Here is a 25,797-nt window from a genome sequence, read left to right as displayed (position 1 = left end):
ATGCGACGCCGCCTGATGCTGATTGGCCCAAGCCGCTGTGGCAAAACCTCGCTGTTACAGGCGCTGGAAGGTATTTCCCTGCACGACCAGAAAACCCAGGCTATTGAGTGGCGCAGTTCAGCAATAGATACCCCAGGTGAATACCTGGAAAACCGTTGCCTGTACAGCGCCCTGATGACCACCGCCTGCGAAGCCGATGTGGTGGGGCTGATGCTGAATGCCGATGCCAGCCAGACGCCCTACGCCCCGCGCTTTGCACAGGTGCTGAACCGCCCGGTGATTGGCATTGTCAGCAAAGCAGACCTGGGCAACGCCAGTGATATTGCCCGCGCCAGCGAATGGTTGCGTGAAGCGGGTGCGGGCCGGGTCTTCGTCACTTCGGCGCGTTGCCATGAAATTCCGGATGGCTTTATCCCTTTTTTAGCGGAGGCGTAACCCATGACTGTAAATATAATGGCGATTAACGCCGGCAGTTCTTCTTTAAAATTCCAGTTACTGGCAATGCCCGAAGGCCAGGTCATTGCCCGGGGTGTTGTGGAACGCATTGGCATGGCCGATGCCATTTTCCAGTTAACCAGCAGCAACCAGAACATTAGTGAAACACAACCAGTGGCAGACCACCGTGAAGCGGTGACATTACTGCTCGACAAACTGCTGGCGCTGGCAATTCTTCCGGGGTTGCAGGCTATTCAGGGTGTGGGGCACCGGGTTGCCCATGGCGGGGAGTGCTTCAGCGATTCCGTGCTGATAACCGATGAAATCATGGACCAGATTGAGCAACTCAGCCCACTGGCGCCATTGCACAACCCCCACAATGCCATGGTGATTCGCCTGTTTCGCCAGCTCCTGCCCGGCGTGCCAATGGTGGCGGTGTTTGATACCGCCTTCCATCATGGCCTGGAAGAAAGCGCCTACATCTACCCAATTCCGTGGCATTACTACAGTGAAATGGGCATTCGCCGCTACGGGTTCCATGGCACCAGCCACAACTATGTGAGCCATACCCTGGCTCAGTCTTTGGGGGTGCCTCTTTCTGCACTGCGGGTTATCTCCTGCCACCTGGGCAATGGCTGCAGCCTGTGTGCCATCAAACATGGTCACTCAATTAACACGTCCATGGGTTTTACTCCCCAGGCGGGGGTAATGATGGGCACCCGCAGCGGTGATATTGACCCGTCGATTCTGCCCTGGCTTGCCGTGAATGCCGGGAAAACGCCGGAAGAACTCAACACCATGCTGAACAGTGAATCTGGCCTGTTGGGGGTTTCCGGGGTTTCCCATGATTACCGGGATGTAGAACAGGCTGCTCAGGCCGGGAACCCCCGCGCCGCGCTGGCATTGCAGTTATTTGCCGAACGGGTGCGCGCCACCCTTGGCAGCTACCTGGTGCAAATGGGCGGGCTGGATGCACTGATTTTCACCGGGGGTATTGGCGAACATGCGGTTGCTGCGCGCAGTGCGATTTGTGCCGGGTTGCAGTTTATTGGGCTGGAGATAGACGAAGAGAAAAACCGCCATGGCGCGCCGTTTATTCAAAGTGACCATTCGCTGGTGAAAGTGGCTATCGTCAACACCAATGAAGAGCTGATGATTGCCCGTGATGTAATGCGTATAACTCACCCTGAATATCAGGCAAGCCAGGTGGAGGCGGCATCATGAACACAGGCAAAGTCTGGTTAGTGGGTGCCGGGCCTGGGGATGCCGGGTTAATTACGGTAAAAGGGCTGGCATGCCTGCGCGAAGCCGAAGTGCTGGTTTTCGACCGGCTGGTAAACCCTTCATTACTCAATGAAGCCCCGGCTCACTGCCAGCGTATTGATGTGGGCAAACAGGCAAACCACCACCCGGTGCCACAGCAGGATATTAACCAAAAAATTATCAACTTTGCCCGCCTGGGGTACAACGTGGTGCGGCTCAAAGGCGGCGACCCATTTGTGTTTGGCCGCGGTGGCGAAGAGTGCCAGGCACTGCATGCCGCCGGTATTGCTTTTGAGGTAGTGCCCGGCGTAACTGCAGCCATTGGCGGGCTGGCCAGTGCCGGTATTCCGGTTACCCACCGGGACTATGCTTCCGGTTTCCATGTGGTTACCGGGCACCTGCAGGATGGTAAACAACCCCAGGACTGGGCTGCGCTGGCACGGGTTCCCGGCACACTGGTGGTGTTAATGGGGATGACCCAACTGGGCTCCATTTGCGATGCCCTGATTTCCGGCGGTAAACCCGCCACCACTCCGGCGGCGGTTATCAGCCAGGCAACAACCCCACAACAACGGGCTGTTTATGGTACGCTGAGCGACTTACCCGTACTGTGCAATGCCGCCGGGCTGTGTGCTCCGGGGCTGATTGTGATTGGCGATGTAGTACAACTGCACCACCTGTTTACACTGAATGCTGTGCCTGCTGGCTGACCTCTGCTGGCCCCGGCAGGCAGCACCACATCAAGGAGACGAAACTGGCCGAAGCACGCTGCCCTGCCTCTTGCGGGGAACTCCTGCAGGGCTGGATCCTGGGAGGCGAAAAACTGGTGTCCTGTCCGGTAGACTGGTTCAGTACTGTCTGTGTGGTGGACGGCACGCCCCTGCCTTCTGAACGCCCGTTAATGCGTGCCGCGCTGGGTGCTGTGTTGCGTTATGCCGGTCTCCCTGCACAGCGGGCAGGCACGCTGCGCATAACATTCGACTCCACTATTCCGCTGGCAAAAGGCATGGCAAGCAGCACCGCAGATATTGCCGCAACAGCAGTTGCCACCGCCCGCCACCTGGCAATCCCCCTGCCCGTAGAAGCACTGGCAGCACTGTGTGTGAGCCTGGAGCCTACCGACAGCACCCTGTTCCCCGGCCTGACACTGTTTGACCACCTCACGGGCGGAACAACCGTGCCTTGTGGCGGGTTACCGGGCTGCGAGATCTTGCTGCTGGAAAGCCCAAACCAGCTGCGAACGGCAGATTTCCACCAGCGCGACCTGCGCGCTATTTTGCAGGAAAGCGCCCCGGTACTGAACCGCGCCTGGCACCTGTTGCAACAGGCCTGTAAAACCAATAACCCCTGGCTGCTGGGCGAGGCCACCACACTGAGCGCCGTCGCCAGCCAGCAATTCCTGGCAAAACCCGGCTTCGACACACTGCGCAACATTGTGGAAGGCAATAATCTCTACGGTATCAACGTGGCCCACAGTGGCTCGGTCGTGGGTTTATTACTGGACAGCCACCACCATGATGTAGAAAAAGTTACCTGGCAGATCACCAACCATGCAGCACTCGCTCACCACTGGCCGCGGCACTATTTGCTGCGCCTGATTGCGGGTGGCGTGGAGTAGTGTTGGGAAAGTAGTGGCTGACAATTCGGTTGCCAGGCGCTTCATCCACTTCTATATTTACCTATTCAAATATCTATTCATTTATCTATTCACCCGGTGGTTAACGCGATGCCAGTCAGTTCCGAAGAATTACGCCGTTTACTCAGCCATGGGCCGGCAACAACAAGGCAACTTACTGAAAAACTAGAGGTTAGCCAGCCAACCCTGTCCCGTGCGCTGAAAAAACTGGGTGACGAAATCGTGCGGACAGGTGCCGGGCCATCTATTCAAAATACCCTGCGCGATAACCACCGGGGATTCAGTGCCGCCCCTATTTACCGCATTACCGAAGAAGGCCAGGTAAAAAAACTGGGGGAACTGATCCCTGTGTACCCGGACGGGTTTGTGATGGTGCAAACCAATAACGCCAGCATTCATAGCGATAGTTTACCCTGGTGGTTGTTCGATATGCGCCCGCAGGGGTACCTCGGGCGGGCATGGGCAACGGTATGGGCTCCCGGGCTCGGCCTGGACACCAACCCGGAACAATGGGCCGATGCAGATGTTGTGCGGGCGTTACTGATGTACGGGCACGATGCCACGGGCAACCTGCTTATTGGGGAACGGGCCAGAAACCATTTTCTGGAAATGCCCGCCCCCACGCCGGTTGAACGCGCAACAATGTTCCCGGTACTGGCAAAAGCTGCTGGTGCAGGTGAAACGCCTGGGTCATCTGCCGGGGGTGAGCAACCGAAGTTCTGTACCTTTACAGAGCGGGGGCATGTGTTAGTGAAGTTTTCGGCACAAGACGACAACCCGGTGAGCGAGCGCTGGCGCGACCTGCTACTGGCTGAACACCTGGCGCTGGGCGTGCTGGGTGTGCAGACAGAGGTATTTGATTTTGCCGGGCAGCGTTTTCTGGAGATCCCCCGTTTCGACCGGGTGGGGCAACTGGGCCGGGTTGGCGTTATTTCACTACGGGCGCTGGATGCGGAGTTTGTTGGTAAAGCCAGTTCCCCCTGGCCCGTGCTGGTCGAAAACCTGGTTAATGCGGGGTATGTGCACCCGGATGCTCTCCCTGCCACTGCCCGGTTGTGGGCATTCGGCAAGCTGACTGGCAACACAGACATGCATAACGGCAACCTGTCGTTTGTCAGCAGCCATGGGCGCCCGTATCAACTGGCTCCGGCATACGACATCCTGCCCATGGGGTTCGCCCCCAAAGCAGGAGGCGCACTGGCAAACGAACTTCGGCCAGTGGCCCTTTCAGAAGTGGTTACCGCAGAGGCCTGGCGGGAAGCACTGGCGCTGGCAGAAAAATTTCTGGCCGTAGCCCGTTGTTGCGAAGGCTTTTCCGCGAACTTTGCCCCCTGCATTGAAGCCTTACACCACCATATTGGTGAAGCCAGGGAGCGCATTGCCCGGCTGGGGTAAACCGCTGGCTGTGTAAGGCCGCCAGGCGAGCTCTGCCCCCTGAATTCGCCACCTGAAACCAACGTGGCGAACGCCCACAGGTAACCTTTACAGCAGCACAAAGCCCTGCCCCGGTGGGCGCGGGTTCAGGCTTGTGTATCAGGCAGGTGTTTTTTGCAGGAATGCAAATACAGCCGCAAGGTCCTGCTCGCCATACCCTGCATCAACAGCCTGTTGCCACAACGACGCAATGTTTTCCAGCCCCGGCATTGCCACACCGGGTGCCGCCTGTAGCGCCAGCCGGGCATCTTTCAGTGCCAGGCTGAGCTGCATTTGCGGTGTGTAATCACCACTGGCAATCATGTTTAACTTCCCTTTGGCATAAGGTGCCGCCAGCGGGCCGCCTTCCAGCACCTGCCACAAATCGTCTGTGGAGAACCCCAGTTGTTTTGCCAGGCTCATGGTGTCTGCCAGGCTTTGCATCATGCCTATCAGCCAACTGTTTACCACCAGTTTCATGCGTGAACTGGCTCCGGCCTCACCCAGCCATTGCTGCTGTTTACCAATGGCGGCAAATACCTGCTCTGCCGCCTGTGCTTTACTGCGGTCGCCACTTGCCATCACTAAAATTTGGGCGTTTTCCGCCGGGGCTTTGGTTCCGGACACCGGTGCATCAACATACACCACATCCGGCCTTGCCTGGGCTAACTGGTAAATCAGCTTTTCGGTTGCCGCCACACCTATTGTGCCCATTTGGCACAGCACGGCACCCGGCTTCATGGTTGCAAATACCGGTGCCAGCACAGTGTGTGTTGTGTCGCCATCGGTTAATACACTCAGCACCACATCCGCGCCATCTACTGCCTGCTGCGCCGTGTTGCACAGAGCCAGCCCGGCACTGACCAAATCTTCCCCACGGCTGGGCGAACGGTTCCAGCCACGCACGGTGAAGCCATTTTTTAACAGATTTGCGGCAAAAGCATGCCCCATAGCCCCAAGACCAATAACGGATACAACTGGCAATTGCGCCATAATCCCTCCTCCCCGTTTGTGCACCAAAACCGGGGTAGCTGAAAAGTAATGATTGGGTTAGATACTCACGTTGCAGGCAGGCGACCACCCGGCAGTTAACAGGCTGGCCATGAATTCAGGCGAACGTAACAGACCCGGGTCAAACACGCTGTTGATTGCTTGTTTCCACAAGCCAGGCACACAAGTAGCGGCGTTAAGCAAACACAGCCACCGCACCGGCAAGGGGAAATATGGTGAGTACAGACTGCCAGACATCATACGAAATAATGCGCAGGCAAAGGGTAAACAACATGAATTTCAACAAAAAATAATAACCAGAAATATTGGCCTGCTTAGTGGCAGAATGCCGCCAGCGCCGCCGCCAGTGCACCCGGGTTTTCCCAGGACATACAATGCCCGCACTCTGGCAACACAACGGTTGAAACCCCGGCATTCCGCAATGCGGTAAAATCGTTATCTGGCAAAGAATGCTCGCCAAAGACCAGTTGTTTTGCCACGGGTAAAGCCAAAAACCGTGCAAACCAGTTACTGCCACTGACCAGGCTGGACGCCCCACGCCACACGGCCCAGGGCGCATCTGCCGCCAGGCTACCTGCCCAGGGGCTGGTTTCCTGCTCCACCATTTGCTGCCATGCGGTGCTTACAAACTCGCCTTCGCTGTAACGGCAAATTTGCTGGCTGAAGAAGCCACCACCAGGGTGAAAATTGGGTTCAGACACCACAAGGCCGAGCAGGCGCTCGCCCAACAGTTCTGCGGCTTCAATACTGATACTGCCACCCATGCTGTGCCCGTACACATAGCACTGGCTTAATCCCAAATGCGCAACCAGTTCGGCAACCACTTTTGCCTGGTCGCTAATGGAGTAGCTGTAATTCTGAGGTTTTTCGCTGTAACCGCAACCGGGTAAATCCAGCAAAATGGCGCGCATCCCGGTAAACAGCGGGTCTGCCACCACGCGAGGGTATTCATAAGATGATGCACAGCCCAGGCCATGCACAAAAACAACCGGCACACCACTGCCCGGCAAATCCTGAAAGCGCACACAGCAGCGCGCTGTAGATGAATGGAAACCTTGCATGCTTATGACTTCCTTTGTTCCTTCCCATTTTCTCGCCATAACCTGGCGAAACAGAATTGTGTCAGCAAGAAGGCAGCAGGCAGTGATACCTGCCTGCCGCCAGTATAGTTAAGCCGGGACTGGTTCAGTAGCGCGTAACTCTTGCACTAACAACGCCACCAGTTCATAAAGCAACCCCACTAACCCGGAAACATGTTCACCGCTACTGTTGCGCGGTAACAACAGTAACTGGCTGGCAAGTGTTGCGCAGTAGTGGCACAAACTTGCTGTTTCTGGCTGCCAGCCAGGTTCAGGCAGCACAAGTATTGCGTCACCAATGGGTATAGCGGTGGTTGAGGCCATAGCCGGGTCACGGTCTGCATTTTCCTGGGTTTTATCCGCAGCATGTTCACCTTCAGTGGTATTACCCGGTGCAGACATGCTTACCAGTAACTGGTAATGAAGGGTATCCAGATAAGCCAGCATGCCACGCAACACAGAGTGCGCTTCTGCCAGGCCTTCGCTGTCCAGAAGAATTTCACTGAGCAGTTCACAACGCTGTGCCAGAGCCAGTGGGCCAGGTGTGCCGTGGTTCAGTTCGGTATAAAGAGGAAGATCGTAAAGCGGAGTATGCTGTTCGTCCATTTCGTAGTCCCTGATGTGGTAATGAAATCTTCCTTGCTGTTGGTCTGTTGCAGTATGCGGACCAGACAATACAAGGCAAGTTAGTTAGGGCGTGGTGTTCGGGCAAACTTAAACGCGAACATGCAACACACCGTGATTTGCACCTTGTATTTTCAGGACGCCAATCCTGGCAATGCGTTACATTGCCAGTGAAGTGTACTGTCTGCATAAACAGTAAAACAAGCGCGATATGCAGATTTACGACACTGCTCGCAAAGAACAACTCAACCTTAGATACATTACAGGGGAAAATTGAGGCGGGTTCAGGAAGTGGGCAGAAGTGAGAGCCCAAAAGTACAATTACGGGGCTTATAAAAATTTAAATATGAACATCATTACCTTCTCTCACTCGCTTAGGATAAGTACATACCCCATTTAACCATCCAGCCTGTTCGTATATTATTCGAGCAAATTAACGAACATCATCAACTTGTTCTTTATAAATACTATCTTGTTGAAACACATTCTCATTACTCATTTGACCGCCAGCTACTAAGAGACAGGTTATGCAAGGCTGCTTTATGGCACTAAAAAAAATGATGAAATACTTTGGCGTTATCTTGCTGCTTTCCTTGTCAAAACCCGTACTGGCGGACACCTCAGAAACCATCTCCTGCATTCCAGGATCATCTGGTTTTATTGGGAACCAGTCTGTTGATTTATCGCCCCTTTTCATTGGACGAAACCAAGTGACTGCCACATTTAACACTAACTGGAGCGCAACTGTTTCTTGTACTGGTGAAGTCAAAAACCGCACTCTACTTTTCTTTTCAGCTTTTGAAGAGCCGGTTTATATCAAATTTACTGACAGCACCTCAGCAGATACATTCTGGGTAAAAGTTACCGCAGTGCCGCTTACCAGTAAAACTTCCGTATCAACTTCTGGTGCCAGCTTCAGCATGGCCGACTACCAAACCGCTATGGCACTCACCGCTGAACTGACCACCGACCCCGGTGATGGCGTAGATATGATTGCAGCAGATAATAATACGGCGAATATATACCTTGGAGCGACCACTCCCCTTACCTCAATGACAGCAGGTGAAGTGCGAGAGTTTGCATTAACAAACCCAGCGGCGCTGTCGCGCTTTTTATTTGGTGGGGTTCAAAAAGTGGCGCTAAGTTATACCCCGAGCACAATGACATGCAATGTCCCAAACCAAAATATTACGTTACCCACTATAGGGCTTAACGCCCTGAAAACTGGTAGCAGCTCAGGCAAAAGCAACATCGAGATACCTTTCAACTGCTCGTCGGATTCCGGAAACGCGGAGTACAACATCCATGCCTGGCTTGCCAGTAATGATATTGTAGATAGTGCTAATAAGGTTATTCGTAACGAGGAGTCTACTTCTAAGGGGATTGGGATCAGCCTGCAGACACAAGCTGGTGAGGATGTAGTGTTCTCCACCTCAACCGATACAGAGAACGCCACAGATATTTTCTCAGTTGCCAAAGGTGAAAACCTGTCAACACGAAATCATGTAAGCCTGGCGGCTTATTATTCAGTATATGACAACAGCCAGATGTCACCCGGAACCGTAACAGCAACGGCTTCGGTGGTGTTGAGTTATGATTGAGAGGGGTTCAGGCGTTGTGTAGTCTGGGACGATAATCATGGATAAATATTATACAATGTGAGAGATTGCTAACCTATCTTTAACAATACGCTCAATCATGTAGTCAGCAGTGTAATTATCAATCAAGGGTTTAACCTCATCATTGAATGGAGATGACAAGAATTCTGATAAACCTGACAAATCATCTTCCCCCCAAATAAATATATTACTCGATGAGTAAAAGTCACAATGTATGATATCTCGGTTAGTTGTAATAAGTTTTTTACCAAAGAAAAGAGCTTCAATCGCACGCAGCGTAATACCTACCTGCTCTGGTCTATTAATTTCAAGCACAACCCCAGATCTTCTAACTTTATTTATATTTTCCGCATAAGACAATGAGCAATTAATAAAGCGAGAGTTAATATTTAATTTTTTATCTTTAGACACCAAATATACTTCACCAGCAATATCACGAGAATCGAATTCAATTAGCATCTGAGAAAGAATATTTTCACGATATGTGTCGTAAGCACCCACATAAAAAAATCCATTTAAGTTATCTGTAGTGCTTTGCTCTTGACCCAACTGATATCTGGAAGAAGTAAAACTTAAAAAAGGATTAAGATACGTCAATTGGAAATTTTTACAGCCAGACTTATCGAATGTATAGATTTTATCAAACACAGGTCTAACACGAGAAAGATAATGCTCACCATTATTTAAAAATCCTTTTTCGGTCATACTCACATTCAACTTCTCAACTGTATCACGAAGGATCAATATCTTATAATTGTTAATCTGGCTAACTAGATCAATATTTTTTAAGATACTATAGCCGTTACATATAACAGTATCCTTTCGCTTCACACCTCGAAGCTTGATAAACACATGTAGTTTTGCATGTGCTTTTTTTAGAGCATTTGAAATAAGTAATTTATTTATTTTTTTGAAATGACGATTAAATCTATTTATTTCTTTAACTTCCCTTATCATAGACAAGTTAGCTATCATTAATTTGGCATAATCAGTTGCCCAGTCTATAAATATTATTTTCAATTCAGATTAATCGCAAAAAAGACGTATACAGGAAATACTATAGCAGTGTAAAAACAAAAACAATGAAAAGTTCACTTCATCTAACAAATCTGAGACCAGAGAATCACTTTTATAACGTTCTCTACTAAAAGCCTTTACTGTGTGCATTATAAATTCTATGCAACAGATTACACAGCATCATAAGGACAGCCTAATGAGCTACAAAAAAATGGATGACGCTATCAAACACGCTCAACAAGTAAATCAAAGAATGCCAGTTAGCGATCTTCTGGCACAGAATCTGGCACACCATGAAATACAGAGAACAAGGCTACAATGCCCCTGCGCTCTCATTTTATCTCACACCAATCCCATTAAGCTTTTTATAAAAAACTGGAATAAAATTCTTCAATACCCAAAGAATAGAAACAGATAATATAAAGCAAAGTATCAATTTAAGAGATGAATTATTTGCAATAGTACTTCCTACATCATGAATGGCAATATAAATTAAAAAGGGATGTATCAAATAAACGCCAAGAGAATAATCTCGTCCGATCCGTGATGCAATACCTTCTTTTATATTTGAATTAACCCCAATAATCAAAAGAGCAATAGCCACAGGGACGCTCATTATAGGGAGTTGTCTTTCATGCATATCAGCACCAGCATATGCATGGAGAAAATAAACTTCCAAAACCATTAAAAGCACACCAAACAGAAATATAAACATAGCAACCTTGTTACTAATTTTATGTATCAGGTTCCCTTTTGCCATAATGTATCCGATGTAGAATAAAGAAAAAGAAATCATCGTTCTAAGTGCGTAAAATACCCAAATTTCATACCCCAAAGATTTAACCACGTCACTAGCCCAGCAAGCGATAATTATCCCTATGGCTATAAAAAATGATTTTTTAGCACTTACATTCTTTAACATATAATTTGTTAAAACAACACCAAGAATGAGTGCATTTATAAACCATAAATGAAAGGAAGTACCACCATGAAGAGTATCACCAGATATAATCTTATTCAGTAAACTTGTAAAATCCCCATGAAGCATTCTATACATAATAGGGATATATAAGATAGATGCATAAAAAAGAATTGAAACTAACTTATTAATTTTTTTACCTACATCAAATTCATGAGATATCCCAGAAAGGTATCCAGAACATAAAAAAAAGAAAGGAAGAGCCCATCTTGACGCAACCCTTATGAAGTCACCAAATGGAGATGGTAGCTCGGAAAAATTGCCAACATGCACAATCATTATACCAATGCACCCTAAGAATTTAGCTACATCCAGGCCGTTTTCTCGCATTATAAATCACTCAAAAATAAAATCGATTTATAGATGCTACAAACATTTAAACCTGATATCAACCGAATATGTAAATAGCAAAGCAAATGGTAGATAACTTAAAGGGAACTAAGTTCAGACCAAGCATTCTGACCAATCGACAGTAATCAAAAATTATCAATCGGGCTGAGCGATATTGATTGCAGAACAGGTCGCTTGTCAGTGATGTCGCCTGGACACAGTGATGAATGCGTTCCTAAATCGGGTGCTACCTTAACCTAGTTACACAATCTGGAACTGAAGATCTGATCATTTTTCTCCTGCGGGGCAATACCTGAAAGGAAGACTTTGAACGTTCTGTAAGTGGCACTATGGTAACAAGAGCGACAGGGAATGATTGTTTTTTATACAATACCGTAACAGGTGTTAATGAAGTAACGTAACTTGCATGAATGCATAGCCTTGGTTACGGTAACACCCGTGAATAATGCTATGCAAACTCACCGAAAATGGAATGCCCCACGAAGAATACCTTATAAGTCATGATAATAGTGAGGATAATGCTATTAATTTTACAAAGCACGACTACAGGCGTTATTGCCGTTACAGTATCTGCTACGGTCTAAGTCCGAAACAATTGGGAAACGAGATATCACTGAAAACTGTGTCAACGCTGCATTGATTGCATCACTTATCGATTACTAACCAACTTAGTGGTATAATACCAATATTTAATGTCAACATAATAAAGGCATGACAATATAAATGAAAGCATTTGTTTTTGTAAATGATAAAGCGTCAGCATATAAGCGCTATAAAAAAGGTGATATTCCAGCACAATTTGTTTATGGGATTTCACAACTGGAAAAAATGGGATATGAAATAAAAGTAGGCGAAGGAAAATTACTAACTGATTTAATAGCATTTTTCCGATTTAAACCAAATTTATTTTTTATGCCGTTTACCAAGCGCAAAACAATTGCTTTTTACGCTCTATCAAAGCTTTTTTTATTTAAAACAAAATTTGCTGGCTGGCTACATCTTGACATATTCAGTCAACCGAATGGACGAATTAAAAAAATAATACACTCTATATTTCTTCCAATACTAAAAATATATCTCCGCAGCATAGATCGATTATTTTTCCTCTCTGAAAAAACAAGAATGGAAATGATCGCTAATTACCATTTCAGTGAAGAAAAATGTCACTTCATTCCATGGGGTGGAGACAAGAATTTTTATTTCCCTTTTTCTAAAGAAGAATGCACAGGAAACATCATCTCTACTGGACGAGAAAACAGAGATCTCCCATGCGTATTCAAGTCAATTGACAATTCGAATGTTATTATTGATATATACACAAGTGACCGTTCACTACCAGACACATACAAGAATAAAAACGAAGAGATTAAAATAAATAAAGGTTTCTGGCCATATAAAGAGTTACTAGAAAAAGTTAGTTCAACCAAGTGCATGATAATCCCTTTAAAAAAAGAAAAAATTGACTATTGCGTTGGTCTTTCCTCACTCATTGAGGCCATTTCATTAGGTAGGCCTGTTATTGCCACATATAACCCATATTGGTACATAGATATAGAGAAAGAAGGTATTGGATATTTTATCTACGAAAACACACCTGATGAGTGGAATGTAGCTTTAGAGAAAATAGAACAAGACCATAATATGGTTTCAAGCATGTCTCAACGAGCCAAATATATCTTTAATAAGAAATGTGATTTTTCTATTACGGAAGAACTCATAGGTAAACACATCACAAATCTTTTTACTAATTAAAACAAGAGTATGAAAAGGTTTTATATAAATGAATGTATAGAACCTTTGTTTAAAAAGCGCACAAGTCTGGAGGTTTTGACAATAACTCGCCCTATACAAGCCACCCACGACGAAAAAACAACACGTAAAAACAGATAGTTTAACTTATCAGACGCCTCCACTACCTTTATACTACTCTCATTGACTGGTTGCGCTTATACCTTAGATGGTTTACATGTTGTGAATCAGTTCGCCGCAAGCGGCGAACAAAGAGGCGACAAGCTATCCATTGTTTATATTCATCATAAATAAAATGAGATAAATCATGAAGATTCTAGTTACCGGCGGAGCCGGATTCATTGGCTCAGCAGTGGTCCGACACATCATTAGCAGTACCCAGGATCAAGTACATGTTGTTGATAGCTTGACATATGCTGGCAATCTTGAATCTTTGTCCTCTGTAGCTGAAAATGCTCGCTACTCTTTTTCAAGAGCGGATATCACTGATGCCGCCCAGATGGATGAAGAATTCAACAATTTCAAGCCCGATATCGTTATGCATTTGGCTGCAGAAAGCCATGTAGACAGATCCATCGACGGGCCATCAGCTTTCATAAACACTAATATATTGGGTACTTATAATTTACTGGAATCCGCCAGAAAGCATTATATTTCACTAAGCGATACGAAAAAATCAGAATTTTGTTTTCATCATATTTCAACAGATGAAGTTTATGGTGATTTGCATGGTACTGATGATTTTTTCACCGAAAAGACGCCATACTCACCCAGCAGTCCTTATTCAGCATCTAAAGCAAGCAGTGACCATCTTGTCAGGTCCTGGCACAGAACTTATGGTCTTCCAACCATTGTGACCAATTGCTCAAATAATTATGGTCCATACCATTTTCCAGAGAAATTAATTCCACTCACTATTCTTAATGCTCTTTCAGGAAAACCATTAACTGTTTATGGTAATGGTGAGCAAATAAGAGACTGGTTATATGTAGAAGATCATGCGAGAGCACTTTATCTTGTCGCAACCAGCAGAAAAATAGGCGAAACTTTCAACATTGGAGGTCACAATGAACGGAAAAACATTGAAGTTGTGCAAACAATTTGTTCAATTTTAGATAAATTAATTGTAGAGAAACCAAACGGCATTACTAACTTTTCACAATTAATTACGTTCGTTGCAGACCGACCTGGACATGACCAAAGATATGCTATTGATGCAACGAAAATACAACATATTCTTGGCTGGGTACCAATGGAAACATTTGAAAGTGGTATTGAGAAAACGGTCACATGGTATCTCAATAACCATAATTGGTGGGAGCGAGTAATGGATGGTTCCTATGCAGGTGAACGCCTTGGTCTCTCAAAATAACAGGGGTTACGAAAAATGAAAGGTATTGTCCTTGCTGGCGGCTCTGGTACACGCTTATATCCACTAACATTAGGGGTGTCGAAACAGTTACTGCCTATTTACGATAAACCAATGATCTACTATCCAGTATCCGTTCTGATGCTGGCAGGAATCCGCGATATTTTGATCATAACAACCCCCGAAGATATGCCCTCTTTCCAACGTTTATTGAAGGATGGTTCCCAGTTTGGTGTTAATTTTTCATATGCTGTCCAACCCTCTCCAGATGGGCTAGCACAGGCATTTATCATTGGTGAAAAATTTATAGGTAATGATAGTTGTGCCCTGGTGTTAGGGGATAACATTTTCTTTGGCCAAAGTTTTGGTAAAAAACTGGAATCTGCAGCTAATAAACCTTCAGGTGCAACTGTTTTTGGCTATCAGGTTTTAGATCCTGAAAGATTTGGTGTCGTAGAATTCGATAAAAATTTCAATGCACTTTCTATTGAAGAAAAGCCATCTCTCCCGAAATCTAACTGGGCAATAACTGGATTATACTTTTACGATAATGAAGTTGTAGAACTGGCAAAAAATGTGCAACCTTCTGCACGCGGGGAGCTTGAAATAACCAGTCTCAATCAAATGTATATGGATTCAGGAAAGTTATCTGTAGAAGTGTTAGGGCGCGGGTTTGCCTGGCTGGATACAGGTACACATGATAGTTTGATTGAAGCATCTCAATTCATTAATACGATCGAGAAAAGACAAGGAATGAAGGTTGCCTGCTTGGAAGAGATTGCTTTCCGCAACAATTGGATGACAACAGAAGATGTAATACGACAGGCAGAAAGATTCAGTAAAACTGATTATGGTCGCTATCTGAACATGTTGGTAAAAGAGTAATTATTGTTTCTTTGAAGAGTTTTAAATATGAAAATATTGCTTGTTGGTAAGAATGGTCAGGTAGGCTGGGAGTTACAGCGCTCACTATCAACATTGGGTGAGGTAGTTGCTGTTGACTTCTTTGATAAGTCACCTTGTGGTGATTTATGCAATTTAGATGGTATAGCACAAACAGTAAGAACAGTAAAACCTGATGTTGTTGTTAACGCTGCTGCACATACAGCTGTAGATAAAGCTGAAGAAGAGATAGCACTATCAAAACTGTTAAATGAACAAGGAGTTGAGGTTCTAGCCAGAGAGTCAGCACGACTTGGTGCTCTGATTGTTCATTATTCAACAGATTACGTTTTTGATGGTTCAGGAAACCACTTCAGAACCGAAGATGAAAAAACTGCGCCACTGAATGTTTATGGTGAAACAAAGTTAGCTGGTGAAATAGCCATTAGAAAGAACAATCCAAGACATTTGATCTTACGTACCAGTTGGGTTTATGCAACTCGCGGGCAAAATTTTGCCAAGACAATGTTACGTCTTGCAACTCAAAAAGAAATACTTTCTATTATCAATGATCAATTTGGTGCGCCGACAAGTGCTGAATTACTTGCTGATTGTACAGCAATTGCAATACGTGAAGAAAAAGAAAATCAAAAAGTGTCAGGAACTTATCATCTGGTCGCCAGTGGAGTTACATCCTGGTTCGACTATGCAAACTACGTTTTCAATATTGCTAAAAGTTTAGATACCGAATTAACAATCAAATCAGTAAATGGAATCCCAACCTCAGATTACCCAACACCGGCAAAACGGCCTCTTAATTCTCGTCTTTCAAACATGAAATTCCAGAGTACATTCGGTGTGACCTTGCCCGAATGGCAAAATGGCGTTGAGCGTGTCATTACTGAAGTGTTAGGAAAATAAAGAGTTAAAAAATGAATATTATTGATACTGAAATACCTGATGTAAAAATCATTGAGCCCGTTGTTTTTGGTGACGAGCGTGGTTTTTTTATGGAAACCTGGCAACAAGATAAATTTTCAAACTTTGTTTGTGATGTTAATTTTGTTCAGGATAATCAATCCAGGTCAGAGAAAAATATTCTTCGTGGATTACATTACCAATCAGTTAATACACAAGGAAAACTCGTTCGTGTAATTCGAGGTGAAGTATTCGATGTTGCTGTTGACATGAGAAAGTCATCACCAACATTCGGTAAGTGGACAGGTGTTTTACTATCAGAAGAGAACAAGCGACAGCTATGGATCCCTGAAGGCTTTGCTCATGGATTTTATGTGATATCGAATGACGCAGAGTTTGTCTATAAATGCACAGATTATTATAATCCAAAGCATGAGCATACTCTTGCGTGGAACGATGAGGCAATTGGCATTACATGGCCTATACCTGAAGGGGAACATCCAATACTTTCTCAGAAAGATAAACAAGGAAAAAGTTTTTCTGAATCATATCTATTTGATTGAGTTTCTGCATTTATATAACTTATACCCACTGGGAAATTAAACTTCAGTGGGTGGTAATGCATAAATTTAAGTGATAAGTTAGTTCCGTTATATATTAAACTTCATATGGCATTAGCGTTGATAACCAGAGTGAGTGCAAATGGAAACAAATAATAAAAATATACAGTGGATCACTAATACCAAAGGTATCGCAATGCTTTTTGTGATTACTGGTCATATTGTTGGCGGTGTAGTGACATCAACAATCTTCCTATTTCACATGCCATTCTTTTTCATCTTATCTGGAATGCTATACTCAAATAAAAACACATTTAGGAAATACTTTTCACACAAAGCATTAAAGTTCTTCATTCCCTACATTGTTTTCACTTTAATTTTTATTTCATTCGAGTTTATAAAACTAATCGACACAGGCAACTTTTCTTTAGTTTCAATGAGAGATATTACGTATAAAAATATTTATGGCGGTCCGTTACTAAGTGGATGGCAAAGTGTTTTCTGGTTTATTCCTGTATTTTTCATAAGCCAACAAATATTTTCATTTTTAATTTCTAAAACGTCGAGAATAAGCCAATATGTTGTTATTACTAGCATGCTAATACTAGCTTATCTGGATTCTTATTTCTTCAGGGTATCTACACCATTCGATACGGCAGTTTGTCTATTTGCCGTGCCTTTGATTTGGTTTGGGTATATGTTAAGAAATAAAATAGCCAATTTTAACTCATTACTATGTATATCTATTCTTTTATTTTCAGTGCTTACTAATTACCTCTATCCTTCGACATTAAAACTCGACATGAAGTATTCATTCTTTGGCTTCCCTATCGTAGGGATAATCATATCTTTGTGTGCTACTAGTCTAATAATAAAAATTTCAAAAACAACATATTCTTGCAATGACCTGATTAGTGTTTTTGGCGAAAGATCAATGCTAATTATGTATATCCATCAATATATAATCATTAGCATCATAGGTAACTCAATCAAAACTCCAGAATTTAAAGTAGCTATCACAATAGCCATCTGCTATCTGTTCGCTAAAGGAATTAAATGTTATGAAGCATCTAACTTTGAAAAAAACAAAATCATTCTTACATTAATAAAAAAAGCTTTCTAAATAACAACACACAGATGTGTGTTGTTATTTATCTGACCTATTTCCTTTTCAAAAGAACAACCCCAGCCCCAAGAGCCCCACCGATTAGTATAGATAACACTAAAATCACTAATCTCTTAGGGCTGTCTTTTCTAACAGGGAGAGTTGGTTTCATTATATAGCGGAATGTTGATATAACCCGTTTATCATCATCTAAAGACTGTACTGCTAATAGATTCTGTACAGTACTATAATAATCTACATTATGAGGCAATGGAGCATCATTATAGTTTTGAATCATAGCTGATAAGGCATCACTACCTAATGCAAAGAGAGTATCATTTGTCGTAACAGATGAATTATCCAGTGATGGTTTTACAATTTGAGACTGCTTTGCAATAGCAAGAGCTTGATTTAAGACTTTCAGATGATCATTTTTTTTCTCTTGCGCTACTTTTTCTAATGAACTTATCGATGCTTGTAATTCTCTTTTTCTGGCATTGATATTTGCGTCCAGATCGCCACCAATATCAGTGACAATATTTCTATCTATAGTCTTAAGATATTCTGTTAATTTTAATTCTGCTTCTTGAGGTGTATTACCTGTATACATTATTTTCAACTGATCGGGTCTTTCTTTAGATAAGGGTTCACTGGTTAAAATCTCACTTTTGTCCTGATTCTGTAATTGCAGAGATTTAGCGGCTAACCCGCCCTGAAAACGATTAAAAAAACTTGATTGAATGTCACCAGCTAAAGAAGGAGTGTTCGGATACAACACATTTTCTGCCTGAGTATAAGCTGATACCTGCCCGGAATCTGGAAGAGTCACGATAGCAGTTGATGACCATTTTTCTTGTGCAGTAAAGGCATAGGTAGCCCCTAAAATCAGGCAGATGACAACAAAAAGGGAAATGATTTTTTTCCCTGCCCATAACTGCTGGATGATATCGATTAAATCAATCTGCTCAGATTGTGTTCGCTCATTACTGCCGGGAACTGCATTTGTATCTTTGCTCATCATTGCTTTTCAGCTCGCTTAAAAAAACACCAATTTCTATGGGTGAGATCCTTCAGAACTGCACAGTAAACACCGATTAATTTAAAGAATCCATCAGGAAAATACTGAAAATAAACAACAGATAACAGTGTAGATATGATTTATAGATTATGCCTGCAAAAAAGCCCGGCAAACCGGGCTTATCAGTAAAACGTATTACCTGGTGCGGATTAATCCAGCCATTCGGTGTGGAAGATGCCGTCTTTATCAATACGTTTGTAGGTGTGTGCGCCAAAGTAATCACGCTGAGCCTGAATCAGGTTAGCTGGCAGTACTTCTGCACGGTAGCTGTCGTAGTAAGCAATTGCTGCAGAGAAAGTTGGGGTTGGAATACCGTTCTGCACTGCGTAAGCCACTACATCGCGCAGCGCCTGCTGGTAGTCGTCTGCTGCTTTTTTGAAGTAAGGCGCCAGAAGCAGGTTAGCAATAGACGGGTTCTGTTCGTAGGCATCGGTAATTTTCTGCAGGAACTGGGCGCGAATAATGCAGCCAGCACGGAAAATTTTCGCGATTTCCCCGTAATTCAGATCCCAGTTGTATTCTTCAGAAGCCGCACGCAACTGAGAGAAACCCTGAGCATAAGAAACGATTTTACCCAAATACAGAGCACGGCGAACTTTCTCTGCGAATTCTGCTTTATCGCCACTGAAGGTTTTCGCCTGCGGGCCACTCAACACTTTAGAAGCAGCTACACGCTGTTCTTTCAGGGAAGAGATGTAACGGGCAAATACAGATTCAGTGATAAGAGACAGCGGTTCGCCCAGGTCCAGAGAGCTCTGGCTGGTCCATTTACCGGTACCTTTGTTTGCTGCTTCATCCAGAATGACATCTACCAGGTAGTTACCGTCTTCATCTTTTTTGGTGAAGATATCTTTGGTGATATCAATCAGGTAGCTGCTCAGCTCGCCTTTGTTCCACTCAGTAAAGGTGGTGGCCAGCTCTTCGTTAGACAGGTTCAGGCCCTGTTTCAGCAGTGAATAGGCTTCAGCAATCAGCTGCATATCGCCGTATTCAATACCGTTGTGAACCATTTTCACATAGTGACCAGCGCCGTCTGCACCAATATAGGTAACGCAAGGCTCACCATCTTCGGCTACAGCAGCAATTTTGGTCAGAATAGGTGCTACCAGCTCATAGGCTTCTTTCTGGCCGCCAGGCATGATGGAAGGGCCTTTCAGCGCGCCTTCTTCACCACCAGACACACCAGTACCAATGAAGTTAAAGCCTTCAGCAGACAGTTCACGGTTACGGCGAATGGTGTCCTGGAAGAAGGTGTTACCGCCATCAATAATGATGTCGCCTTTATCAAGGAACGGTTTCAAAGATTCGATAGCCGCATCTGTGCCAGCGCCAGCTTTAACCATCAACAGGATACGACGCGGAGTTTCCAGAGATTCAACGAACTCTTGCACGGTGTAATAAGGTGCCAGTTTTTTACCCGGGTTCTGGGCAATCACTTCCTCAGTTTTTTCACGTGAGCGGTTGAAAACGGAGACGGTATAACCACGGCTTTCAATGTTGAGCGCCAGGTTGCGCCCCATAACGGCCATACCGACCACGCCGATTTGTTGTTTGGACATTACAAACTCCTGTCTTGGGGATAATCACTGCGGTGCAATGCAGCTGAATGTATCTATGATGTTAACTCAAGCCTGCCGCTTGTGGATAGCCTTTGGTGCGCTTACCTTACGGCAGTAGTCGTTCAATCGTTACCAAATAAATCTCTTGTATAAACTTTATCCATAACATCGCTGAGCTCTGCCGACATACGGTTGCTCACAATGACATCGGATTGTTGCTTGAAAGCCGCAAGGTCGTTCACTACCTGCGAGTTAAAGAACGCTGGTTCTTTGAGCTCTGGCTCGTAAACAATCACAGGAATACCTTTGGCCTTAATACGCTTCATGATGCCCTGAATAGACGATGCCCGGAAATTATCAGAACCACTCTTCATGATAAGGCGATACACACCCACCACCTTAGGATTACGGGCAATAATAGAATCAGCAATAAAGTCTTTACGGGTACGGTTGGCATCTACAATTGCACTAATCAGGTTGTTCGGCACAGAATCGTAGTTTGCCAGCAGTTGCTTGGTATCTTTTGGTAAGCAATAACCACCATAGCCAAAAGACGGGTTGTTGTAGTGGCTGCCAATACGCGGGTCCAGCCCTACTCCCTCTATGATTTGGCGAGAATTCAGCCCCATTGATTCTGCATAGCTGTCCAGCTCATTAAAATATGCCACCCTCATTGCAAGATAGGTGTTGGCAAACAGCTTAATGGCTTCTGCCTCTGTGGCATCGGTATACAGCACCGGCGCATCTTTTTTAATTGCCCCTTCAACCAACAGCCCGGCAAAAGTCTCTGCTCGTTGTGAGCGCTCGCCAATAACAATGCGCGACGGGTAAAGGTTGTCGTACAACGCTTTACCCTCGCGCAGGAATTCTGGTGAGAAGATGAGGTTATTCGTGCCAAAACGTTGTTTGGCCTCTTCAGTAAAACCAACCGGAATTGTGGATTTAATGACCATCACCGCATCCGGATTGAACTGTAGTACATCCTTGATAACAGACTCAACGCTACTGGTGTTGAAGTAGTTGGTGACCGGGTCGTAATCTGTTGGCGTGGCAATGATGACAAAATCCGCGCCTTTGTAAGCAGTTTCTTTATCAGTTGTCGCGGTAAAATTTAATGCTTTATTACTCAGGTATTCCTGTATTTCTTTATCCGCAATAGGAGACTGCTTTTGATTCAGCAGATTTACCTTTTGCTCAACAATATCCAGCGCAACAACTTGATGGTGCTGCGAAATTAAAATGCCGTTTGAGAGGCCAACGTAGCCAGTACCTGCAATTGTGATTTTCATAACTATCTCTTAAAACTCAATACGCACCTTTTCTGAATAAGACAACACTGACAGTCTTAAACAAAATGACAATATCATTCCACAGTGACCAGTTTTTTACATACCACGAATCAAAATAAACCCTGGTCGTATAATCAACATCATTACGCCCACTCACCTGCCAAAGTCCGGTCATACCTGGTTTAACCATCAAATAGTAATCGACATCGTCAGAATAGCGTTCCAGCTCTTCCTGGATTACGGGCCGGGGGCCAACCAAACTCATTTCGCCTTTAAGTACATTAAATAACTGAGGCAATTCATCTAAACTAGTTTTGCGGATAAAACGGCCAATAGGTGTTATACGCGGGTCATCTTTTAGCTTAAAATCTTTATCCCATTCTTCGCGTGCTGCGGGGTCATTCTCCAAGAGTTCTTCAAGAACTTCTTTGGAATTCATAACCATAGAACGGAATTTATAGCAGTTAAATGCCTTGCCACGCCGGCCTATACGGCTATGAGCATAAATTGCTGGCCCACCATCACGCGACACTTTGTACCACAGATATAAGAAAAGCGGCGATGCCACAGCCATAATCCCCAGAGTGCAGATAATGTCAAAAGTACGCTTAATTACTCTGGAAGAATTCTTCGACAGGTTATTATGCACTTGTAGCAGTAATACTTCATGACTGAAAATAAATGACATACTTGTGCCATATAGAGGAAAGCCACGTAGTGAAGGAATAATCGTCACATTTCTGCATTTGTGTTTCGCAAGAAAACGCAACCAGTTTTCAAACTTCTCTTTTTCATCAAAATCACAGGCAATAACAAATTGAGTGGAATACGAATTAAACCGAACCAACAGTTGTTCAGGATCACGAATAACAGGCCGTTCCTCTAACTCGGTCAATTCAGAATCCACATCACAAAAGGCATCAATTTTAAACCCCGATGCTTCTTCACTTTGTAGTGCATAATATGCATCACGTGCGTTTTTTCCAGCGCCCAGTATAACTGTGCGTTTCTTCCAGTACCCCATTTTATCTAAAATATGTTTAGTCACCTCCCTGAAGAGAGGAACTAAAATAATTGCATACACCCAGCAATAAGCCCATACATAACGGGAAAAATGCCATTTAGAGAATGCAACCAGGGCAAGGTCGAATATTGAAAAAATAACGATGGTTCTGAGAGTTTCTTTTAACTCAGACCAAAATGGTTTTTTCTGCGCGTAGTGGCGAAGACGAACCCAAAACCAAAGCACACACAGAGTAGTCAGAATAACATGCGAGAGGATCCGCACATCAATTTGAATCATCGGCATAAAGGTATTGAGATCGCCGAGGAACAGAACCACGGTTAAAAACGAGAGGCCCAGAGCAATATTTAACCAGATAAAATCTGACAACATTAGTGCGCTGCGGCAAATAAACTCTCTCTTATGGTCGTTAAATTGGCTACTTTTCATTGATTGTTCCCTGGCACGAACAAGGAGACTCGTGCCTGATGCTGTCTACTTTCCCGAATTAACGTACATGTTCTGTGTGTTTTTAGCCTGGGTATTAATTAGTCCATCTGAGAAGTCATGCCAGGCCGTTTCCACAAAATTCTGGATCTCAGTACGGAACCGTTGTTCAGAAAAGGTTAGTGCATGTTCCCGACAATCTGCCGGGTTAATCACGTTACTATATGTTTCAAAAGCATTAACGGCTTCGCATATTGCATCGGCCGTTTGCTCAAAGAAAAACACACCTGTTGGTTTTTCACTACCCAGCGGCTTCACCGTTTCCAGGCAGCCACCTTTGCCATAAGTAATCACTGGGGTTCCACTGGCTTGTGCTTCTACAGGAGAAATTCCAAAGTCTTCCTCAGCAGCAAAAACATAGGCCTTCGCACGTTTCATGTAATCAACAAGTGAAGCATCATCCTGGTACCCCAAAAGCGTTACATTTGGTGTTGCGAGCTTTTTGATCTTTTCCATTTCAGAACCATCGCCAATCACTACCAGTTTTTTATCCGGCATTTTGGCAAAAGCGCTCACAATAAGATCAACTCGTTTGTAGGGTACCATGCGGCACGCTGCCAGGTAGAAATCCTCTTTCTGGTCATTATATTCAAACTTATCTGTATTCACTGGCGGGTAGATAACATCGGCTTTTCGCCCATACACCTTGTTGATTCGGCGGGCAATAAACTGTGAGTTACCAATAAAGTGGTTAACTCCCGCAGCAGTACGATAATCCCAAATACGAATTTTATGCAGCAAATATTTTGCCACCCACCCTTTCAGGCCTTTGCTCAAACCTGCTTCACGCAAGTATTGGTGCTGAAAATCCCAGGCATAGCGAATTGGAGAATGAACATACGATATATGAATCTGGTCAGGGCCAGTAATAACCCCTTTAGAAACAGCATGGCTGCTGGAGATAACGACATCATAAGCAGACATATCCAGTTGCTCAATAGCAAGTGGCATCAGGGGTAAATAGCTTTGGAACTTTTTGGCAGCCTTCGGAAGGCGCTGAATAAATGTTGTGGTCACTGGCTTGTTTTTCAGAAAGCCACGCTCTTCGGGTGTTAAGAAATCACAGACTGCGAAAAGATCTGCATCCGGGTAACAGTTCAAAAATTGTTCAACCACCTTCTCGGAGCCCGCATAAGAACTGAACCACTCATGTACGATCGCGACTTTCATTACGTTTCTCATTAATCAAATTAAACATTTTTTCTGTGCGGGACTGATAGGTATATTGCTGTGCCAGCTCCTGGCATTGCTCAACAGAGATACGCTTTCCGGAAGTGATATCTTCAAGTGCAGCTATAAATTCTTCTGGTGTATGGCCTATCCGGGCATAGTCTTTGACATCACAAAGAGAAGGCAAGTCTACACTGACAACTGGCTTACCTGCGGCAAGATACTCAAAAAACTTCATAGGAAACATTGATGCTGTGTACTCGTTCAAATTATTCGGCAGCAATGTTGCGGCGAACCCTTTAAGGTACCCCGGTAAATCCTGGTAAGATCTGGCCCCAATCAGGTGGATATTATTGTGCCGGGTTAGTTGTGAAGCATCCGTATTAGGATCCCCTTCCCCTACATCCCCAATCATTACAATTGACCATTCCGGGTGCGCGACAGCAATCTCTTCGACCAGCGAAAAATTCACTTTATAACCACTAATGGCACCAATAAAACCAATTCGTGGCTCTGCTATTTCCGCAAGGTCTGCTGGAATGACCGTATCTGCCTCAAGTGCCTTAGAGAAGTGGTTGTAATCTGCTACGTTGGAAAAATAATAGACTTCGTCACTCCATTGCTTACGTGTTTTAAGTAATGTCAATGATGTAACAAAGTTAATATCCGCATTGCGTACTAAATCTTCTTCCGCTTCTTGCAGGATATCCACTGGCATTCCTGGCTGTGCTTTAATTTCATCCACACAGTGGTAAACTGTATAAATAAAATTTTTCAATGCCAGAAAGCGTGTTGTAAGTGGATTGTATGTCCACAATGTTTTATTACTAAACCCAAGCCGCCAGCACCAAAAATTTAGTGCCGTAGTTAAGATAAATTTATTCAATTTACGCACGAACGCGTAATTATTAAATGGGATAGAAATAGGTGACCACACCCAGATATTATCTCTAACCTTACGCGGAGCTTTTACTGCTTTAATTAAACGCCGAAAAATACGCGATAGATCCTTTTTATTAACACTGGGTCTGCGCAGCCCCAGAGATTCAATATAAAGCACCCGGTGCCCACGTTTAGCCAGTTCCAGAGTAACATGTTGTTTATTCGTCCAAAAAGGGTTATCCCAGTCTGCTGTTGATAAAACAACGATATCTTTAATTTCTTTTTTTCTATTCATGTAA

Annotated in this window: 23 protein-coding genes; 12 read left to right on the top strand and 11 right to left on the bottom strand. The window is 44.5% G+C overall.

Going from position 1 to position 25,797, the window contains the following annotated elements; all coding sequences use genetic code 11:
* The 5 genes from DT73_RS21860 to yjjJ all read left to right on the top strand — a co-directional run bounded on the left by DT73_RS21860 (window position 1) and on the right by yjjJ (window position 4,729).
* Window positions 1-435, top strand: a complete 435-nt coding sequence (locus DT73_RS21860; protein WP_036115166.1) for a EutP/PduV family microcompartment system protein — start codon at window positions 1-3, stop codon at window positions 433-435.
* Window positions 436-438: 3 nt separating this feature from the next.
* A complete protein-coding gene (locus DT73_RS21855) occupies window positions 439-1,659 on the top strand; it encodes an acetate/propionate family kinase (protein ID WP_036115163.1) in 1,221 nt (406 codons plus the stop codon).
* Window positions 1,656-2,408 (top strand): uroporphyrinogen-III C-methyltransferase, encoded by a 753-nt coding sequence (cobA, locus tag DT73_RS21850; RefSeq protein ID WP_036115162.1) that lies wholly within the window; start codon window positions 1,656-1,658, stop codon window positions 2,406-2,408. Before DT73_RS21855 ends, cobA begins: the two co-directional genes overlap by 4 nt.
* Window positions 2,409-2,452: 44 nt before the next feature.
* The gene (locus DT73_RS21845) at window positions 2,453-3,316 is read left to right on the top strand and encodes a GHMP kinase (protein ID WP_036115327.1); all 864 of its coding nucleotides are present in this window, start codon (window positions 2,453-2,455) and stop codon (window positions 3,314-3,316) included.
* A 108-nt stretch (window positions 3,317-3,424) separates the two neighbouring features.
* Window positions 3,425-4,729, top strand: coding sequence for a type II toxin-antitoxin system HipA family toxin YjjJ (gene yjjJ, locus DT73_RS21840; protein WP_036115159.1), 1,305 nt, complete (start codon window positions 3,425-3,427; stop codon window positions 4,727-4,729).
* Window positions 4,730-4,867: 138 nt separating this feature from the next.
* Here the strand turns inward: yjjJ and DT73_RS21835 are convergent, their stop codons facing one another.
* The 3 genes from DT73_RS21835 to DT73_RS21825 all read right to left on the bottom strand — a co-directional run bounded on the left by DT73_RS21835 (window position 4,868) and on the right by DT73_RS21825 (window position 7,443).
* Window positions 4,868-5,740, bottom strand: a complete 873-nt coding sequence (locus tag DT73_RS21835; protein ID WP_036115156.1) for an NAD(P)-dependent oxidoreductase — start codon at window positions 5,738-5,740, stop codon at window positions 4,868-4,870.
* 332 nt (window positions 5,741-6,072) lie between these two features.
* Window positions 6,073-6,819: an alpha/beta fold hydrolase gene (locus tag DT73_RS21830; RefSeq protein ID WP_036115153.1), complete on the bottom strand. Its 747-nt coding sequence runs from the start codon at window positions 6,817-6,819 to the stop codon at window positions 6,073-6,075.
* 108 nt (window positions 6,820-6,927) lie between these two features.
* The gene (locus DT73_RS21825; RefSeq protein WP_036115150.1) at window positions 6,928-7,443 is read right to left on the bottom strand and encodes a hypothetical protein; all 516 of its coding nucleotides are present in this window, start codon (window positions 7,441-7,443) and stop codon (window positions 6,928-6,930) included.
* Window positions 7,444-8,003: 560 nt separating this feature from the next.
* Here DT73_RS21825 and DT73_RS21820 point away from each other — a divergent pair.
* Window positions 8,004-9,062 (top strand): fimbrial protein, encoded by a 1,059-nt coding sequence (locus DT73_RS21820; protein WP_160173989.1) that lies wholly within the window; start codon window positions 8,004-8,006, stop codon window positions 9,060-9,062.
* 48 nt (window positions 9,063-9,110) lie between these two features.
* On the opposite strand, the gene DT73_RS21815 is transcribed toward DT73_RS21820, so the two are convergent.
* Together DT73_RS21815 and DT73_RS21810 are read right to left on the bottom strand one after the other, a co-directional pair.
* The gene (locus tag DT73_RS21815) at window positions 9,111-10,100 is read right to left on the bottom strand and encodes a hypothetical protein (protein ID WP_152552561.1); all 990 of its coding nucleotides are present in this window, start codon (window positions 10,098-10,100) and stop codon (window positions 9,111-9,113) included.
* Window positions 10,101-10,434: 334 nt separating this feature from the next.
* Window positions 10,435-11,406: an acyltransferase gene (locus DT73_RS21810; RefSeq protein ID WP_072007003.1), complete on the bottom strand. Its 972-nt coding sequence runs from the start codon at window positions 11,404-11,406 to the stop codon at window positions 10,435-10,437.
* A gap of 744 nt (window positions 11,407-12,150) precedes the next feature.
* Between DT73_RS21810 and DT73_RS21805 the strand changes: the two genes are divergently transcribed.
* From DT73_RS21805 to DT73_RS21780, 6 genes are all read left to right on the top strand, one after another.
* Window positions 12,151-13,179, top strand: coding sequence for a glycosyltransferase (locus tag DT73_RS21805; protein ID WP_036115139.1), 1,029 nt, complete (start codon window positions 12,151-12,153; stop codon window positions 13,177-13,179).
* Between the two features lie 304 nt (window positions 13,180-13,483).
* A complete protein-coding gene (gene rfbB / locus DT73_RS21800; RefSeq protein ID WP_036115136.1) occupies window positions 13,484-14,548 on the top strand; it encodes a dTDP-glucose 4,6-dehydratase in 1,065 nt (354 codons plus the stop codon).
* A 15-nt stretch (window positions 14,549-14,563) separates the two neighbouring features.
* Entirely contained in the window at window positions 14,564-15,430 is an 867-nt protein-coding gene (gene rfbA / locus DT73_RS21795) for a glucose-1-phosphate thymidylyltransferase RfbA (protein ID WP_036115133.1), read from the top strand.
* 27 nt (window positions 15,431-15,457) lie between these two features.
* Window positions 15,458-16,348, top strand: a complete 891-nt coding sequence (rfbD, locus tag DT73_RS21790) for a dTDP-4-dehydrorhamnose reductase (RefSeq protein ID WP_036115131.1) — start codon at window positions 15,458-15,460, stop codon at window positions 16,346-16,348.
* Window positions 16,349-16,359: 11 nt separating this feature from the next.
* Window positions 16,360-16,908 (top strand): dTDP-4-dehydrorhamnose 3,5-epimerase, encoded by a 549-nt coding sequence (gene rfbC / locus DT73_RS21785; RefSeq protein WP_036115127.1) that lies wholly within the window; start codon window positions 16,360-16,362, stop codon window positions 16,906-16,908.
* A gap of 139 nt (window positions 16,909-17,047) precedes the next feature.
* Entirely contained in the window at window positions 17,048-18,028 is a 981-nt protein-coding gene (locus DT73_RS21780; RefSeq protein ID WP_036115124.1) for an acyltransferase family protein, read from the top strand.
* 37 nt (window positions 18,029-18,065) lie between these two features.
* Here DT73_RS21780 and wzzB read toward each other — a convergent pair whose 3' ends face one another.
* From wzzB to DT73_RS21750, 6 genes are all read right to left on the bottom strand, one after another.
* On the bottom strand, window positions 18,066-19,031 hold the full coding sequence (wzzB, locus tag DT73_RS21775) for an LPS O-antigen chain length determinant protein WzzB (RefSeq protein ID WP_036115121.1): 966 nt from the start codon (window positions 19,029-19,031) through the stop codon (window positions 18,066-18,068).
* 206 nt (window positions 19,032-19,237) lie between these two features.
* Window positions 19,238-20,647 carry an NADP-dependent phosphogluconate dehydrogenase gene (gene gndA / locus DT73_RS21770; RefSeq protein WP_036115118.1) on the bottom strand — a complete coding sequence of 470 codons (1,410 nt, stop codon included), beginning with the start codon at window positions 20,645-20,647 and terminating at the stop codon, window positions 19,238-19,240.
* 122 nt (window positions 20,648-20,769) lie between these two features.
* Window positions 20,770-21,936, bottom strand: coding sequence for a nucleotide sugar dehydrogenase (locus tag DT73_RS21765; protein ID WP_036115115.1), 1,167 nt, complete (start codon window positions 21,934-21,936; stop codon window positions 20,770-20,772).
* Between the two features lie 16 nt (window positions 21,937-21,952).
* Window positions 21,953-23,389, bottom strand: coding sequence for an undecaprenyl-phosphate galactose phosphotransferase WbaP (wbaP, locus tag DT73_RS21760; RefSeq protein ID WP_036115114.1), 1,437 nt, complete (start codon window positions 23,387-23,389; stop codon window positions 21,953-21,955).
* Between the two features lie 45 nt (window positions 23,390-23,434).
* Window positions 23,435-24,616 carry a glycosyltransferase family 4 protein gene (locus tag DT73_RS21755; protein WP_235234573.1) on the bottom strand — a complete coding sequence of 394 codons (1,182 nt, stop codon included), beginning with the start codon at window positions 24,614-24,616 and terminating at the stop codon, window positions 23,435-23,437.
* The gene (locus DT73_RS21750) at window positions 24,594-25,793 is read right to left on the bottom strand and encodes a glycosyltransferase (RefSeq protein ID WP_036115111.1); all 1,200 of its coding nucleotides are present in this window, start codon (window positions 25,791-25,793) and stop codon (window positions 24,594-24,596) included. Before DT73_RS21750 ends, DT73_RS21755 begins: the two co-directional genes overlap by 23 nt.
* Window positions 25,794-25,797: the final 4 nt, after the last annotated feature.

The organism is Mangrovibacter sp. MFB070 (assembly GCF_000705335.1).
In the GTDB taxonomy this organism is placed as follows: Bacteria; Pseudomonadota; Gammaproteobacteria; order Enterobacterales; family Enterobacteriaceae; genus Mangrovibacter; species Mangrovibacter plantisponsor.
Note: the sequence above shows the minus strand (reverse complement) of the source record. Positions and strands in the feature narration are given on the sequence as shown.